This window comes from Pseudomonas sp. THAF187a (assembly GCF_009363395.1).
GTDB lineage: Bacteria > Pseudomonadota > Gammaproteobacteria > Pseudomonadales > Pseudomonadaceae > Aquipseudomonas > Aquipseudomonas khazarica.
In genome coordinates this window covers 1,570,254-1,585,297 of sequence record NZ_CP045349.1, presented here as the reverse complement: position 1 = coordinate 1,585,297, position 15,044 = coordinate 1,570,254, and the positions used below count along the sequence as shown (strand labels likewise).

Here is a 15,044-nt window from a genome sequence, read left to right as displayed (position 1 = left end):
GGCTCAGCCGACTGCCCGTGTGATCTTTTGCCACAATCGAAAGCAGGCGCACCCCGCTCCCTCCGCCTAAGCTCAAGGCAGCATCGCAGGAAGGAGACCACCATGCTACGAGTAGCCCTCAACGGATATGGGCGCATCGGCCGCGCACTCACGCGCGCTCTGGTGCAGCGCGATCTGCAGCAACGCATCCGCCTGGTCGCGATCAACGACCTCGGCGACTACCAGACCCTCACCCACCTGACACGCTTCGACTCCACCTTCGGCCGCTTTCCCGGCGAGGTGGAACTGCATGGCGAGCAGCTGCACCTCGGTGGCCAATCGATCCACCTGCTCAGCGAGCGCGAGGCGTTCAACCTGCCCTGGAACCGTCTGGGCGTGGACCTGGTGCTGGAATGCTCGGGCAAGTTCAAGAAGCGCGCACAAGCCGAGCAGCACCTGACCGCCGGCGCGCAGCGCGTGCTGCTCTCGCACCCGCTGGAAAGCGCGGACCTGACCGTGGTCTATGGCGTCAACCACCAGTTGCTGAGCAACCAGCAGCAGATCGTCTCCAACGCCTCCTGCACCACCAACTGCCTGGCGCCGCTGGCCAAGGTGCTGCACGAGGCGGTGGGCATCCGCCAGGGGCTGGTCAACACGGTGCATGCCTACACCAACGACCAGAACCTGCTGGACAAGGCCCACAGCGATCTCTATCGCGCCCGCGCCGCCGCGCTGTCGATGATCCCCACCAGCACCGGTGCCGCCCGGACCATCGGCCTGGTGCTGCCGGAGCTGTCCGGGCGCCTCGACGGCCTCTCGGTGCGCGTGCCGACCCCCAACGTGTCGCTGCTCGACCTGACCTTCAACGCCGAGCGTGCGACCAGCCGCGAGGCGATCAATGCCGCGCTGCAGAACGGTGCCAAGGCCATGACGCCGGGCGTCATGGAGTGCAACGAGGCGCCGCTGGTTTCCACCGACTTCAACGCCTACCCGGTCTCCTGCGTGGTCGATCTCAACCACACCCGCGTGCAGGACGACCTGGTCAAGGTGCTGGCCTGGTACGACAACGAATGGGCATTCGCCAACCGCATGCTCGACGTCCTGCTGTACTGGCATCACCTGAGCCGCGACAGCCAGCGCTGAACCTCGCAGCGGCGCTTGCGCCGCTGCGACCATGCCGATGCCGGGCGACGACCGGCACACGGCGATCCTGTACAATCGCCGCCCTCGTTACCCCCTGCCGGATCACCACCGGCCCTGCTGGATACCTGCCATGATTCGTCTCACCGAACTGAAACTGCCCCTCGACCACGCCGACGACGCCCTGCGCCCGACCATCGTCCAGCGACTGGGCATTGCCGATAGCGAGCTGCTCGCCTTCACCGTGTTCAAGCGCAGCTACGATGCCCGCAAGCGTTTCGGCGACATGCCGTTCATCTACATCGTCGACTGCGAGGTGCAGGACGAAAGCGCCCTGCTCGCCCGCCTCGAAGGTGATCGCCACGTCGGACCGGCACCGGACATCCGCTACAAGCCCGTCGGCCAGGCGCCTGCCGGTGGCCTCGACGAACGCCCCATCGTGGTCGGTTTCGGCCCCTGCGGCATCTTCGCCGCACTGATCCTGGCCCAGGCGGGGCTGCGCCCCATCGTCCTGGAGCGCGGCAAGGAAGTTCGCCAGCGCACCAAGGACACCTGGGGGCTGTGGCGCAAGAACGTGCTCGACCCGACGTCCAACGTGCAGTTCGGTGAAGGCGGCGCCGGTACCTTCTCCGATGGCAAGCTCTACAGCCAGATCAAGGACCCGAACCATCACGGCCGCAAGGTGCTGGAAGAGTTCGTCAAGGCCGGCGCGCCGGACGAGATCCTCTACATCAACAAACCGCACATCGGCACCTTCCGCCTTACCGGCGTGGTCGCCACCATGCGCGAGGAGATCAAGGCGCTCGGTGGCGAAGTGCGCTTCCAGGAGCGCGTCAGCGACCTGCTGATCGAGGACGAGCAGCTCAGCGGCGTCGTGCTGGAAAGCGGCGAACAGCTGCGCAGCCGTCATGTGGTGCTGGCCCTCGGTCACAGCTCGCGTGACACCTTCCGCATGCTCCACGCCCGAGGCGTGTTCCTGGAGGCCAAGCCGTTCTCGGTGGGTTTCCGTATCGAGCACCCGCAGTCGCTGATCGACAACGCGCGCCTGGGCAAGTACGCCGGTCACCCGAAGCTCGGCGCCGCCGACTACAAGCTGGTGCACCACGCCAGCAACGGCCGCGCGGTGTACAGCTTCTGCATGTGCCCGGGTGGCACCGTGGTCGCCGCCACCTCCGAGCCGGAGCGCGTGGTCACCAACGGCATGAGCCAGTATTCGCGCAACGAACGCAATGCCAATGCCGGCATCGTCGTCGGCATCACCCCGGAGCAGGACTACCCCGGTGGCCCGCTGGCCGGCGTGGAGCTGCAGGAGCGCCTGGAGTCGCACGCCTATGTGCTCGGCGGGCGCAACTACGAGGCACCCGGGCAGCTGGTCGGCGACTTCATCAAGGGCACGCCGTCCACCGCGCTGGGTGAGGTGCAGCCGTCCTACAAGCCGGGCGTGCGCCTGGGCGACCTGGCACCGTCGCTGCCGGACTTCGCCATCGCGGCGATCCGTGAGGCCATCCCCGCCTTCGCCAAGCAGATCAAGGGCTTCGACCTGCATGACGCGGTGCTCACCGGCATCGAGACGCGCACCTCCTCCCCCGTGCGCATCACCCGTGGCGCCGACATGCAGAGCCTGAACCTGAAGGGCCTGTATCCGGCCGGTGAAGGCGCCGGCTATGCGGGCGGCATCCTCTCCGCCGGGGTCGACGGCATCCGTGTCGCCGAGGCCGTGGCCAGGGACATGCTCGGGCTGGAGCGCTGAACAGGGGCCCGGCCGGACTCAGCCGGGCGACCTGAAGCGTAGCGCCAGCAGGCATGCCGGCAGCGCCAGGACCAGCACGCCGACAGTGACCACCAGCAGGCTGCGCAGCGGCATGCTGGTGAAGAGGTTGACCCAGTACAGCGTCCACAGCGACAGGCAGGCGCAGCAGCCGACCAGGCCACTGCGTCGGCTGCGGCAACTCATCAGCCAGATCGCGTTGAACAGCGCCAGGGCGGCGAAGAGATACAGCGAATGCTGCAACTGCACGCCGTAGCCGATATCGCGGCGGAGCGTGCCGAGCAGCTGTCGACAGACCTCGAAGGCGCCGCTGTAGAGCAGTGCTGCCAGCACCAGCTGCGCGCCGACGAGCAAGGCGATAGCGCCGCCACGCCGCGCGTTCAAGCGTCTTCGACGCGCAGGCAACAGAGGGTCGAGCGGCGCGAACCGTGCGGACGCCGTTGCGGGTCGGCGTAGGTGAGCAACTCGACGAACCCCGCCTTGCGCATCATCCCTGCCGAGGCGGCATTCTCCTCGTGGCGATCGATGTAGATGTCGCGCAGCCCATCCTCCAGCAGCCCTTCGACCACGCCACGCAACAGGCGTGAGCCCAGCCCCTGCCCGGCCTGCCGAGCGTGCACCACGGCCTCGCAGATGTAGGCATGCACCTGGCCCGAGCGTGACGGCGGCTGATGCGCGGCGAAGCCATCGGTCAGGCGATGACTGACGAAGCCCTGCAGCACACCCTCCTGCTCGGCCAGCAGGGCCCTCGTCTCGCCGCCGGCGATGGCTGCCAGGTGGGCGCGCACCTCGGCTTCGGGCAGGTGGTTCCAGGGGTTTGGTCCATGCTCCAGCAACAGCTCGCACATGGCCTCGATGTCCGCTGCGGTCGCAGCGCGCAACTGCATCATGATGTTCACCTCGCCTGAGTCAGTGGCCGGCGCCAGGTGCTGCTAGCCAGGGGCTAAGTCTAGGGCCTGCGTGCAAGGGTCTACAGGCACAGTCGCGGGTGAAAACTGTCACTGCTCCCAGGGGCGGCCACGGGTCTGCTCGCTCAGGCGTACCTTCTGCTGCAGGGCCGCCTTGGCCAGCATGTGGGCGCTGACCGGCGCGGTGATGAACAGGAACAGGGTGATGAGCAGCTCATGCAGGCTGATGCCCTGGCCCCGCGTCCCGAAGTAGATCAGCGATGCGATGACCATGCCGCCCACACCCATGGTGGTGGCCTTGGTCGGCCCATGCAGGCGCATGAAGAAGTCCGGCAGGCGGTACAGGCCGATGGCGCCGACCAGGGCGAACAGGCTGCCGAGCAGCAGAAACAGGGCGACCAGGCCCTCGATCCAAGCGTTCATGCTGTCTCTCCTCTACTCGATGATGTCGCCGCGCAGCAGGTACTTGGCCACTGCCACGGTGCCGATGAAGCCCATCACCGCGATCAGCAGCGCCGCTTCGAAATACAGGTCCGAGCCCAGCCAGATGCCGAACAGCACCAGCAGGGCGATGGCGTTGATGTACAGGGTGTCCAGCGCCAGGATGCGATCGGGCATGTCCGGCCCCTTGATCAGCCGGGCCAGGGTCAACACCAGTGCCAGGCCCATGATGGCCAGGCAGATCGGAATCACGTACGCGAGCATGCGAACACCTCCAGCAGTGGTGCTTCGTAACGGGTCTGGATGCTGCGCACCAGCGCGGCTTCGTCATCCACGTTGAGGCCGTGGATCAGCAACGTGCGCTTGTCGTCGCTGAGGTCGGCGGAGACCGTTCCGGGCGTCAGCGAGACGATGCTGGCGAGCATGGTCAGCGCCAGCTCGTCGTCCAGCTTCAGCGGCACCTCGACGAACGCCGGGCGCATGCGGCTGGCCGGGCCGAGAATCAGCTTGGCCACTTCCAGGTTGGCGACGACGATGTCGCCCAGCACGCGCAGCAGGAACAGGCACAGCTTGACCGGCTTGCGCACCTGCGGCGGGTTGATCCAGAACACCTGGCTGACCAGCGGAATCAGCCAGCCGAGGAAGGCCCCCAGCAGCCAGTGGCCGAAGCTGAAGTCGTTGACCAGCAGCAGCCAGACACCGAGCAGGCACAGGCTCAGCAGAGGATGGGGCAGCCAGCGACGCCCGTTCATGCGCCACCTCCGCTGTGCAGGATCATGTGATAGCTCTCCAGGTCATGCAGTTGCGTCACCATGGCGCCGATGTAGTCCAGCACGGGCGCGGCGCAGGCCACCAGCAGCGGGCTCATCAGCAGCAGGCCGATGGCGGCGAGCAGGCGGCCGTTGTCCAGCTCGGCGCTGTCCAGCTGGCTCAGCCCGACACGCCAGAACAGGGTGCTGCCGGCGCGGCTGAGACTGACCAGGGTCACCAGGCCGCCGATCAGCACCACCGGCCACAGCACGGCGGCTTCCCAACCGGACCCTGCCGCCTTGAGCAGCAGCAGCTTGCCGACGAAGCCCGAGAGCGGCGGCAGGCCGGCCACGGCGATGGCGCCGGCGAAGAACAGCGCCCCCAGGATGTACGGATTCTGCAGCGCCGGCCCCTGGATTAGCTGCGCTTCCTTGATCCCGCGCTGGCGGCTGACCAGATCGGCGATCAGGAACAGCGCGCCCGCCACCCAGGTACTGTGGATCAGATAGAACAGCGCCGCCTGCAGTGCCTCGGGCGTGCCCAGAGCCATGCCGGCGAGCAGCGTGCCCACCGACAGCACCACCAGGTAGGCCAGCATGCCCTGCAGCGTCACCGAGGCGAACGCGCCGACGGCGCCCAGCGCCAGGGTCAGCAGGGCCAGCGGCCACAGCCACTCCTGGACCAGGTGCGAGAGGTTGCCGCTCTCGTCCCCGAAGACCAGGGTGTAGACCCGCAGAATCGAGTACAGACCAACCTTGGTCATGATCGCGAACAGCGCCGCCACCGGCGCGGTCGCCGAGGCGTAGGCACGCGGCAGCCAGAAGTACAGCGGCAGGAACGCGGCCTTGAGGCCGAACACCACCAGCAGCAACATGCTGGCCGCGCCGATCAGCGGCGCATGGTCGGCGCCGGCAGCGGCGACGCGCAGCGACATGTCGGCCATGTTCAGCGTGCCGGTGACGCCATACAGCACGCCCACGGCGATCAGGAAGAACGCCGAGCCGACCAGGTTGAGCACCACGTAGTGCAGCCCGGCACGCACGCGATCCTTGCCGCCACCGTGCAGCAGCAGCGAGTAGGACGCGATCAGCAGAATCTCGAAGAACACGAACAGGTTGAACAGGTCGCCGGTGAGGAACGCCCCGTTGATACCCAGCAACTGGAACTGGAACAGCGCATGGAAGTTGCGACCGCGCTCGTCGTCGCCACGCATCGCGTAGAGCACCGCGAACAGCGCCAGCACCGATGTCACCACCAGCATCAGCGCACTGAGGCGGTCCAGTACCAGCACGATGCCGAACGGCGGCTGCCAGTTACCCAGGGCATAGACCTGAATCGTGCCCTGGTCGGCCAGCGCCAGCAGCCAGAAGCTCAGCGGCACCAGCAGTGTGGTCACGCCGACCGACAGCACGCGCTTGCGCGGCATGTCCAGGCGAGCGGCCACCAGCAGCAGGCTGCCGGCCAGCAGCGGCAGAAGAATGGGAAGGATCAACGCATGATTCATCGATGCTGCTCCCGGCCATCGACATGGTCGGTGCTCAGTTCACCGACGCTGCGCAGGGCCAGCACCACGACGAACGCGGTCATGGCGAAACCGATGACGATGGCGGTCAGCACCAGCGCCTGGGGCAGCGGGTCGACATAGCGGCTGCCCTGCCCGATCACGCTGGACGCACCGCCCTGCAGGCGTCCCATGGCGAAGAGGAACAGGTTGACCGCGTAGGAGATCAGGGTCAGCCCCATGACCACCGGAAAGGTGCGGGCTCGCAGCAGCAGATACACGCCGCTCGAGGTCAGGATGCCGAGCGCCACGGCAAACAGCGCTTCCATATCAGAGTACCTCCTGTCCGGGCTTTTCCTGGGTCAGCTTGCCCAGGTTGGCGAGGATGAGCAGGGTCGACCCGACCACAGTCAGATAGACGCCCAGGTCGAAGAGCATGGCCGTGGCCAGCTCGATCTCACCCACCAGTGGAATGTGGAAATGGCCGAACGCCGAGGTCAGGAACGGGCGCTCGAACAGCCAGCTGCCCGCCCCGGTGGCCGTGGCGATGAGCACGCCGCCACCGGCCATGCGGTGATAGTTCAAAGGCAGGCGCGACTGCGTCCACTGCACGCCGCTGGCGACGTACTGCAGGATCAGCGCCACGGCCGTGATCAGGCCGGCGATGAAGCCGCCGCCCGGCAGGTTGTGGCCACGCAGGAAGATGAACACCGAGATCAGCAGCGCCATCGGCAGCAGCACGCGTGACAGCGTGGCGAGGATCAGCGGGTGGCGGTCACGCGCCCAGCTGCGGCCCTCGGCGTCGGCGTTGGGCTGGAACAGGCGCAGGCCGTCGAGCATGGCATAGATGCCCACCGCCGCGATGGCCAGCACGCTGATCTCGCCCAGGGTATCGAAACCACGGAAGTCCACCAGGATCACGTTGACCACGTTGGTACCGCCGCCACCGGAGACGCTGTTGGCCAGGAAGTAGTCGGCGATGCTCGTGTACGGGCGGGTCAGCACGGCGAACGCCAGCATGGCCACCATCACCCCGCTGCCGATGGCCAGGCTGAAGTCGCGCAGGGCGCGCATGCTGCTGGACTCGACGCGCGTCTGCGCCGGCAGGAAGAACAGCGCCAGCATCAGCAGGATGATGGTCACCACCTCCACCGACAGCTGGGTCAGCGCCAGATCCGGCGCCGAGTAGCGGGCGAAGGCCAGCGCCACCATCAGCCCCACCACACTGAGCATTACCAGCGCGGCCAGGCGCTGGCGGTGGAAGATCACCGTGGCCAGCCCGGCCATGACCATGATCGCCAGGCCCAGCGCGGTGATGCCGTCGATCGGCTGCATCGGCACCGAGCCACTCAGCTCCGGCAATGGCCCCAGCGCCAGCACCACCACCACGATGGCAGCGCCGAGCAGGTAGGCGATGTAGCGTTGCAGCGAACCGTTCTCCAGGCGACGGGTGAACGCCGTGGCGCTGACGAACAGGCTCATCACCATGCGCTCGAAGACCAGCTTGGCATCCACCCGGGGCATCCCGGCGTACCAGCGGAACAGCGGCTTGCGCAGGGCATAGACGAGAACACCACCCACCAGCGCGACCACGCTCATGATCAACGGCAGGTTGAAACCGTGCCAGATCGACAGGCTGTACTCGGGCAGGTCGCCACCCAGGGTGGCGGACGCGGCAGACGCCAGCAGCGGGGCCACGGTGTAGGCCGGTACGACGCCGACCAGCAGGCAGAGGAACACCAGCACTTCCACCGGCACCTTCATGTAGCGCGGCGGCTCGTGCGGCGGGTACTTCGGCAGGTCGATCGGCTCGCCGTTGAAGAACACGTCATGAATGAAGCGCAGCGAGTAGGCCACCGAGAAGACGCCGGCCAGGGTCGCCGCCGCCGGGATCACCCAGTTGAAGCTGCCGAGCAGGTGCTGGTGCAGCGTCTCGGTGAAGAACATCTCCTTGCTCAGGAAGCCGTTGAGCAACGGCACCCCGGCCATCGCCGAGGCCGCCACCATCGCCAGCATCGCCGTATGCGGCATGTACTTCCACATGCCGTTGATACGCCGCATGTCGCGGCTGCCGGTCTCGTGGTCGATGATGCCGGCGGCCATGAACAGCGAGGCCTTGAAGGTGGCGTGGTTGATGATGTGGAACACCGCCGCCACCGCCGCCAGGCGCGTATCGAGGCCAAACAGCAGGGTGATCAGGCCCAGGTGGCTGATGGTGGAATAGGCCAGCAGGCCTTTGAGGTCATGCTGGAACAACGCCAGGGTGGCCCCCACCAGCAGGGTCGCCAGACCGGTCAGGCTGACCAGGTAGAACCACCACTCGGAACCGGCCAGAGCCGGATACAGACGTGCCAGCAGAAACACCCCGGCCTTGACCATGGTCGCCGAGTGCAGGTAGGCCGAAACGGGCGTCGGCGCCGCCATGGCATGCGGCAGCCAGAAGTGGAACGGGAACTGCGCCGACTTGGTGAACACGCCCAGCAGCACCAGGATCAGCGCGACCGGATACAGCTCATGGGCACGAATCGCGTAACCGGCTGCCAGCACCTGGGACAGCTCGAAGCTGCCCGCGATATGGCCGATCAGCAGGATACCGGCAAGCAACGCCAGACCGCCGCCACCGGTGACCGCCAGGGCCATGCGTGCGCCCTTGCGAGCGTCGGAACGTGCCCCCCAGAAACCGATCAACAGGAAGGACGAAAGGCTGGTCAGTTCCCAGAACACCAGCATCAGCAGCAGGTTTTCCGACAGCACCACGCCGAGCATGGCGCCCATGAACAGCAGCAGGAAGCCGAAGAAGCGCCCCATCGGCTCGCTTTTGGACAGGTAGTAGCGTGCGTAGAGGATCACCAGCAGGCCGATGCCGAGAATCAGCAGGGCGAAGAGGAAGCCCAGACCGTCGAGACGCAGGCTCAGGTTCAGCCCCAGTTGCGGCAGCCATTCCAGCTTGACGCGCAGGACCTCGCCGGCGAACACGCCAGGCTGCAGGCTGAACAGCAGCACCAGCGCCACCAGCGGCGGCAGCGCGGCGGCCACGGCGCACGCCGAGCGGCCCAGCCGCTCGGCCAGCACCGGTAGAAAAACGCCCAGAAACGGCAAGGCTATGATCAGCGCAAGCGCCATCGGCAAAACCCCTTTAGCAGGCACGCCAGTCGACCACGACCAGCGACGAGAATTGGAGTCGCAACTCCCTGACGGTGACGAACCCCGCACCACAACGAATCAGCTAAGTCGTTGTCGCGACAAGAATAACCGCCGATTATCCATACCTATCGGCGCATCGTCATGCATTGAATTATTACTAAACGCACCAGCAGGTGAATACGCGTCTTTCTCTATCACCGCTCTGCGCCGCGCCTATCAGCCGTTGCGGATAGCAATGCGGGGCATCGCTGACCGCCACACGACGGCGCGTCGTCCAGTATGGCAGGCACAAAAAACCGGAGCGGCCCGAGGCAGCTCCGGTCGCTTGAAACGGCGTCCTCAGTGAGCGACGCGACTGGTTCCGTTGACGGTCATGATGCGCACGCGCTCGCCGACACGGAAGATCTCATTGGGCTCGACTTCCTGCACATAGGCGCGCAGGGTGCCGTCGTCTTCGCGCACGGTGATCTCCACGCCCTGGGTACGGGTCAGGCCTTCCTCTGCGGCTGCACCGAGCAGGCCGCCCGCCACCGCACCGATCACCGCCAGCACGGCGCTGCCGCGACCGCCGCCGAGACCACTGCCGCCAACGCCACCGATCACCGCACCCGCACCCGCGCCGATGGGCGTCTTGGTGCCTTCGATCTTCACCGGTCGCAGCGACTCGATGGTGCCCATGCGCACGGTCTGTACCGCGCGCGCCTCGTCACGGCTGTAGGTATCGCCAGTCAGGCTCGATGCGCAACCGCCTAGGGCCAGCATCGCCGCCAGCGAAGTCATGAGCAGAGTGGGTTTACGCATAGCAATTCCTCCAGAGATATCTCGATCCATTAGACGCCGGGCACGCGCAACTGTCACGGCAAAGCCTGAACAATAGTAGCCTCAGACAGACAGAGTTCAGTTAGGTTCGTGGCGCTACGCCCGCGCCAGGCGCCAGAGCCTGGCGATATCCGTGGTGCGTGCCTGCAGCTCGGCGGCGGCGCCGGCCATGGCCTGCTCCAGCGACAAGGGCCCCGGAGCGAGGCTGAACGCGGCTTCGATGCCGGCGTCATACAGCGCCTGGTAGTCGTCACCCAGGCTGCCGGACAAGGCGATCACCGGCACGCCGGCGGCACGCGCGACGCGGGCCACGCCGACCGGCGTCTTGCCGTGCAGCGTCTGCGCATCCATCCGCCCTTCCCCGGTGATCACCAGGTCCGCCCCCTGCACGGCAGCCGCCAGCCCGGACAGCTCGGCCACCAGCTCGATGCCCGGACGGAAGCCGGCCTTGAGGAACCCCCGCGCGGCGAACCCCAGGCCACCGGCGGCGCCCACACCGGGGAACTCGGCGTGATCCTCCCCCAGGGTCGACGCGGTGACGCGGGCAAAACGCCCCAGCGCCTGATCGAGCTGCGCCACATGCTCGGGCGTCGCGCCCTTCTGCGGCCCGAATACCGCAGAGGCGCCCCGCGGACCGCAGAGCGGGTTGTCGACATCGGCAGCGACGTCGATCTGCACGTTCAGCAGGCGCGCATCCAGGCCACTCAGGTCCAGCTGGTCCAGCTCGGCCAGGGCAGCGCCGCCCGGCGCCAGGTCGCGCCCCTGCGCATCGAGAAAGCGCATGCCCAGGGCCTGCAGCAGGCCGACGCCGGCATCGTTGGTGGCGCTCCCGCCCAGGCCGAGGATGATGCGCGTGGCGCCGGCATCGAGGGCCTCGCGGATCAGCTCGCCGGTGCCGTAACTGCTGGCCAGGCGCGCATCACGCTGCTCGCGCGGTACCCAGTGCAGGCCGCTGGCCGCCGCCATCTCGATGACGGCCGTGCCCTCCCCCAGCCAGCCCCAATGGGCCACGACCGGTTCGCCCATGGGGCCCCGGACCCGGCACTCGCGGCGCTCACCGCCGACGGCGGCGAGCAGCGCATCAACCGTGCCCTCACCGCCATCGGCCATTGGCCGCAGCAGGCACTCGGCGTCGGGGAATACCTGCTGCCAGCCACGGGCGATGGCCGCGGCGACATCGGGCGCACTGAGACTCTCCTTGAAGGAGTCGGGAGCGATGACGATTTTCATGACTAGAACCTCGGAAGGAGGCGGGTGCGCCGCAGCCACCCGCCGGTAGAGCGGATTACAGCAGAACCAGGCTGAGCAGCCACACCGCTGCCATGCCGGCCAGGCCCTGGATCAGGGTCGCCATGGTCTGGGCGCGATACGCGGTGGCGACTTTCATGCGGCTGAACTGGGTCACCACCCAGAAGAAGCTGTCGTTGGCATGCGAGACGGTCATCGCGCCAGCGCCGATGGCCATCACGGTGAGCACCCGGCCCATCTCGCTGTCCAGGCCCAGGTTGCCCAGCAGCGGCGCGACCATGGCCGACGTGGTGACCAGCGCCACGGTCGAGGAACCCTGGGCGCTTTTCAGCGCGGCTGCCACCAGGAACGGCATGAACAGCCCGATGCCCAGGGCCGACAGGGTGTCGCCCAGGTAAGCGGTCAGCGCCGTGGCCTTGAGCACGGCACCGAAGGCACCGCCGGCACCGGTGATCAGCAGGATCGGCGCCGCTTCCTTGAGGCCGTGGGCGACATGGTCATGGAACTGCTGACGCTTGCCTTCCCCCTTGAGCAGGGTGCAGGCCAGGGCCAGACCGACCAGCAAGGCGGCGACCGGCTGGCCGAGGAAGCTCAGCACGTCGAAGAACGCGCCGGTGCCGAAGGGCTTGCTCGGGAACGCCGCGAGCGAGCCCAGGCAGATCAGCAGGATCGGCACGAAGATCGGCGAGAACGCCTGCCAGGCGCTGGGCAGCTTGCCGTAGCGGGCGCGCAGGGCGTCGAAGTCGACATCCTCGGCGAGCAGCTCGCTGGGCGCTTCCTCCAGCAGTTCATGGTCGTTCTGCTTGAGGAACCGGTTGGCCCACAGCATGCCGGCCACGGCGGTGACCGCAGCGACCAGCAGGCCGACCAGGATCACCAGCCCCAGGGAGGCTTCGAGGCCCAGGTTACCGGCTGCGGCGATCGGCCCTGGCGTCGGCGGCACGAAGGTGTGGGTGGCATACAGACCTGTCGCCAGCGCCACGCTCATGGCCACCACCGAGACTTTCATGCGCGCCGCCAGGGCATTCTTCAGCGAGTTGAGAATGACGTAGCCGGAGTCGCAGAACACCGGGATCGATACCAGATAGCCGATGATCGACATGGTCAGCGTGGGGAAACGCTGGCCCAGCAGACGGATCACCGTCTCGGCCATGGTGATCGCCGCGCCACTGCGCTCGAGGATCACCCCGATGATGGTACCGAGGACGATGACGATACCGATGTAGCCGAGAATGCCGCCGAACCCGGCGGTCATGGTCTTGATGATTTCGTTGCCAGGCAACTGATAGGCGAAGCCGGCGATCAGGGCAGCGGCCAGCAATGCCAGGAAGGGGTGCAGTTTCAAACGGGTAGTGGACAGCACGATGAACGCGATCAGTGCCACCAGAATCAGGACCAGGCCCATGACCAGTCTCCTCATTGTTGTTATGGCGGGCGCGACGCCCGAGTGGAAGTGCCGACAGGCGCCTCATTGTGGCTCAGCCACCACTCCCCTCGCCCTGTGCGCAGGCACCAAAACAACGCTGACGAACGCCGGCGGCCTGTGCGGGCGCACAAAGCCGCATCGCCCTGCCGGCCGCCTATTCGCTCGTCGACGCCGGTGCCAAGGCCTCCGGCTCCAGCAGGCCCAGGCCCAACGATAGCTGCAGGCGCTGATCCAGGCGATTGAGGTCCAGGCCACTCAGCTCGGCGATGCGCTCCAGGCGGTAGCGCAAGGTATTGCGGTGAATGCCCAGTTCCTGGGCACAGGTCTGTACCTGACCGTCATGCGCGCACCAGGCCTCCAGGGTGGTGCGCAGCGTACCCTGGGGGTCCTGCGCCAGCACGCTGCGCAAGGGGGCCAGCCAGCCCTGCAGCAACCAGCTGTGGCGCTGGGCGTACAGCAGGGTCGGCAGGCGCAGCTCGTCCAGGCGCAACAGCCGGCGCTCGGGGAAGCGCGCCTGACCGTAGGCCTGCAGGTCACGCAGGACCAGGCTGGCCTGGCGCAACTCGGCCAGGTCGTGCAGCGGATCGCTGAGTGTCAGGGAGCGCACGCCCCATTCGCGCTCGTCGGCCTGGGCCAGCCAGGCCCGGTCATCCCGGCTCGCACTGAACGGCCGGCACCAGAGCAGCTCGTCACGTCCAAGCGGGGCGATCAGGTGATCGTTCTTGCCACCGAGGCTGGCCAGCAGGCGCGCCTGGCGTGGCAGCGGGTCGCCGTCGGCGTCGAGCTGCAGCAGGCAGATCTGCCGCGGCCAGGAGAGCTGCAGGGCGAGGCGCTCGGCATCGGCTTCGAGGCTGGCGAGGCGCAGCTGGGGGTCAAGCAACTGGCGCAGCCAGGCCTCCTGCTGATGGCGCTGCCAATGCCGTTCTGCCTGCAGCACCCGGTGCTCGACGAGCATCTCCGCGGCCATGCGCACCAGCTCGGCGTAGGGCCTCACGAGTTCGGGCTCGCCGGTGATGCCGAGCACGCCAATCAGGCGCTCGGCGTGGAGCAGCGGCAGGTTCACCCCGGGCTTGACCCCACGCAGGCAGGCGGCCGCCTGCGCGTCGATCTCCACCACGCGACGATTGGCCAGCACCAGCTGCGCGCCCTCGTGCCGCGTATGCAGGCGACTGGGGTCTCCACTGCCGATGATCATCCCCTGCGCATCCATGACGTTGATGTTGTGCGGCAGGATGGCCATGGCGCGGTCGACGATGTGCTGCGCCAGGGTGGAATCGAGTTCGAGCATCGGAAGCGGCCTCGCGATTGAGGCCGTCATTGTAGGCACATCAGCGGCGCTTCACGATGCGCCGCAGAACCCGAGGCAAGCCCGGGTTGCCGGAGCTTTACGCCTCGTCAGGCTGCGCAGCGGCCTCGGCGGCCTCGTCAGCCGCCGGCGCCTTCGCCTTGGCCTGGGCGCGCCGGGCCTCCATGCGCTGCCGACGGGCCTGCTGCCGGGCATGCAGCGCCTGCGCCGCCGTCACCATGCCGACCGGCTGGCCCTGGAGATCCAGGCGCGGCGCGTTCTCGATCATCGCGGACCAGTAGCGCCCGCCCCGGCACCAGGCGGCGATGCCCAGCTTGAGCTGCTCGAGGCTGATGCCGAGCAACGCCAGATGCTGCTCGGCATCCTTGAGGATGCCCTCTTTCAGCGGCACCTTGGGCGCTGGATTGACCGGGAAGGCCAAGGGGAAATGCTTCTGCAGTCGCCAGATCGCCTCGACGGCCGGATCCTGCTCGCGTGCCTTGGTTTTCGGTGCCCTGGTTTTCTGCGGTGCCTTGCGCTTCTGCGGCTTGGCACTTTCAGGTTCGGCCTGCTGTTTTTCCGCCCGCAGGCGGTCACGCAGTTCGGCTAATTGTTCAAAACCCATCGTTCAGTTC

The 15,044-nt window shown here is 67.2% G+C and carries 15 protein-coding genes; 2 read left to right on the top strand and 13 right to left on the bottom strand.

Annotated features, from left to right (window positions below; genetic code table 11):
- Positions 1–102: 102 nt before the first annotated feature.
- Together gap and FIV02_RS07360 are read left to right on the top strand one after the other, a co-directional pair.
- Positions 103–1,122 carry a type I glyceraldehyde-3-phosphate dehydrogenase gene (gene gap / locus FIV02_RS07365; RefSeq protein ID WP_037049004.1) on the top strand — a complete coding sequence of 340 codons (1,020 nt, stop codon included), beginning with the start codon at positions 103–105 and terminating at the stop codon, positions 1,120–1,122.
- 130 nt (positions 1,123–1,252) lie between these two features.
- Positions 1,253–2,869, top strand: coding sequence for an NAD(P)/FAD-dependent oxidoreductase (locus FIV02_RS07360; RefSeq protein ID WP_152488239.1), 1,617 nt, complete (start codon positions 1,253–1,255; stop codon positions 2,867–2,869).
- Between the two features lie 18 nt (positions 2,870–2,887).
- On the opposite strand, the gene FIV02_RS07355 is transcribed toward FIV02_RS07360, so the two are convergent.
- The 13 genes from FIV02_RS07355 to FIV02_RS07295 all read right to left on the bottom strand — a co-directional run bounded on the left by FIV02_RS07355 (position 2,888) and on the right by FIV02_RS07295 (position 15,034).
- Positions 2,888–3,271 carry a hypothetical protein gene (locus FIV02_RS07355; RefSeq protein WP_152488238.1) on the bottom strand — a complete coding sequence of 128 codons (384 nt, stop codon included), beginning with the start codon at positions 3,269–3,271 and terminating at the stop codon, positions 2,888–2,890.
- Complete coding sequence (locus FIV02_RS07350) at positions 3,268–3,777, bottom strand: GNAT family N-acetyltransferase (RefSeq protein ID WP_152488237.1); 510 nt, start codon at positions 3,775–3,777, stop codon at positions 3,268–3,270. Before FIV02_RS07350 ends, FIV02_RS07355 begins: the two co-directional genes overlap by 4 nt.
- Positions 3,778–3,885: 108 nt before the next feature.
- Entirely contained in the window at positions 3,886–4,218 is a 333-nt protein-coding gene (locus FIV02_RS07345; protein ID WP_037049012.1) for a Na+/H+ antiporter subunit G, read from the bottom strand.
- A gap of 12 nt (positions 4,219–4,230) precedes the next feature.
- Positions 4,231–4,500, bottom strand: coding sequence for a K+/H+ antiporter subunit F (locus tag FIV02_RS07340; protein WP_037049014.1), 270 nt, complete (start codon positions 4,498–4,500; stop codon positions 4,231–4,233).
- Positions 4,485–4,988, bottom strand: a complete 504-nt coding sequence (locus tag FIV02_RS07335) for a Na+/H+ antiporter subunit E (RefSeq protein ID WP_037049016.1) — start codon at positions 4,986–4,988, stop codon at positions 4,485–4,487. Before FIV02_RS07335 ends, FIV02_RS07340 begins: the two co-directional genes overlap by 16 nt.
- Complete coding sequence (locus tag FIV02_RS07330) at positions 4,985–6,490, bottom strand: monovalent cation/H+ antiporter subunit D (RefSeq protein ID WP_152488236.1); 1,506 nt, start codon at positions 6,488–6,490, stop codon at positions 4,985–4,987. The genes FIV02_RS07335 and FIV02_RS07330 overlap by 4 nt, the downstream gene beginning before the upstream one ends.
- Complete coding sequence (locus FIV02_RS07325; protein ID WP_037049020.1) at positions 6,487–6,816, bottom strand: Na+/H+ antiporter subunit C; 330 nt, start codon at positions 6,814–6,816, stop codon at positions 6,487–6,489. The genes FIV02_RS07330 and FIV02_RS07325 overlap by 4 nt, the downstream gene beginning before the upstream one ends.
- Position 6,817: 1 nt before the next feature.
- Positions 6,818–9,610, bottom strand: coding sequence for a monovalent cation/H+ antiporter subunit A (locus FIV02_RS07320; RefSeq protein ID WP_150608718.1), 2,793 nt, complete (start codon positions 9,608–9,610; stop codon positions 6,818–6,820).
- A gap of 360 nt (positions 9,611–9,970) precedes the next feature.
- Positions 9,971–10,432: a membrane protein gene (locus FIV02_RS07315; RefSeq protein WP_047584369.1), complete on the bottom strand. Its 462-nt coding sequence runs from the start codon at positions 10,430–10,432 to the stop codon at positions 9,971–9,973.
- A 114-nt stretch (positions 10,433–10,546) separates the two neighbouring features.
- Complete coding sequence (locus FIV02_RS07310; protein ID WP_152488235.1) at positions 10,547–11,680, bottom strand: glycerate kinase; 1,134 nt, start codon at positions 11,678–11,680, stop codon at positions 10,547–10,549.
- Between the two features lie 55 nt (positions 11,681–11,735).
- Positions 11,736–13,103, bottom strand: a complete 1,368-nt coding sequence (locus FIV02_RS07305; protein WP_047590515.1) for a GntP family permease — start codon at positions 13,101–13,103, stop codon at positions 11,736–11,738.
- A 175-nt stretch (positions 13,104–13,278) separates the two neighbouring features.
- Positions 13,279–14,412: a sugar diacid recognition domain-containing protein gene (locus FIV02_RS07300; RefSeq protein WP_152488234.1), complete on the bottom strand. Its 1,134-nt coding sequence runs from the start codon at positions 14,410–14,412 to the stop codon at positions 13,279–13,281.
- Between the two features lie 97 nt (positions 14,413–14,509).
- Positions 14,510–15,034, bottom strand: coding sequence for a ProQ/FinO family protein (locus FIV02_RS07295; RefSeq protein WP_152488233.1), 525 nt, complete (start codon positions 15,032–15,034; stop codon positions 14,510–14,512).
- Between the last annotated feature and the right edge of the window lie 10 nt (positions 15,035–15,044).

Coding starts and splice junctions, on each gene's coding strand:
- gap (WP_037049004.1), top strand. CDS start 103: ATGCTACGAGTAGCCCTCAACGGATATGGGCGCATCGGCCGCGCACTC.
- FIV02_RS07360 (WP_152488239.1), top strand. CDS start 1,253: ATGATTCGTCTCACCGAACTGAAACTGCCCCTCGACCACGCCGACGAC.
- FIV02_RS07350 (WP_152488237.1), bottom strand. CDS start 3,777: ATGATGCAGTTGCGCGCTGCGACCGCAGCGGACATCGAGGCCATGTGC.
- FIV02_RS07345 (WP_037049012.1), bottom strand. CDS start 4,218: ATGAACGCTTGGATCGAGGGCCTGGTCGCCCTGTTTCTGCTGCTCGGC.
- FIV02_RS07340 (WP_037049014.1), bottom strand. CDS start 4,500: ATGCTCGCGTACGTGATTCCGATCTGCCTGGCCATCATGGGCCTGGCA.
- FIV02_RS07335 (WP_037049016.1), bottom strand. CDS start 4,988: ATGAACGGGCGTCGCTGGCTGCCCCATCCTCTGCTGAGCCTGTGCCTG.
- FIV02_RS07330 (WP_152488236.1), bottom strand. CDS start 6,490: ATGAATCATGCGTTGATCCTTCCCATTCTTCTGCCGCTGCTGGCCGGC.
- FIV02_RS07325 (WP_037049020.1), bottom strand. CDS start 6,816: ATGGAAGCGCTGTTTGCCGTGGCGCTCGGCATCCTGACCTCGAGCGGC.
- FIV02_RS07320 (WP_150608718.1), bottom strand. CDS start 9,610: ATGGCGCTTGCGCTGATCATAGCCTTGCCGTTTCTGGGCGTTTTTCTA.
- FIV02_RS07315 (WP_047584369.1), bottom strand. CDS start 10,432: ATGCGTAAACCCACTCTGCTCATGACTTCGCTGGCGGCGATGCTGGCC.
- FIV02_RS07310 (WP_152488235.1), bottom strand. CDS start 11,680: ATGAAAATCGTCATCGCTCCCGACTCCTTCAAGGAGAGTCTCAGTGCG.
- FIV02_RS07305 (WP_047590515.1), bottom strand. CDS start 13,103: ATGGGCCTGGTCCTGATTCTGGTGGCACTGATCGCGTTCATCGTGCTG.
- FIV02_RS07300 (WP_152488234.1), bottom strand. CDS start 14,412: ATGCTCGAACTCGATTCCACCCTGGCGCAGCACATCGTCGACCGCGCC.
- FIV02_RS07295 (WP_152488233.1), bottom strand. CDS start 15,034: ATGGGTTTTGAACAATTAGCCGAACTGCGTGACCGCCTGCGGGCGGAA.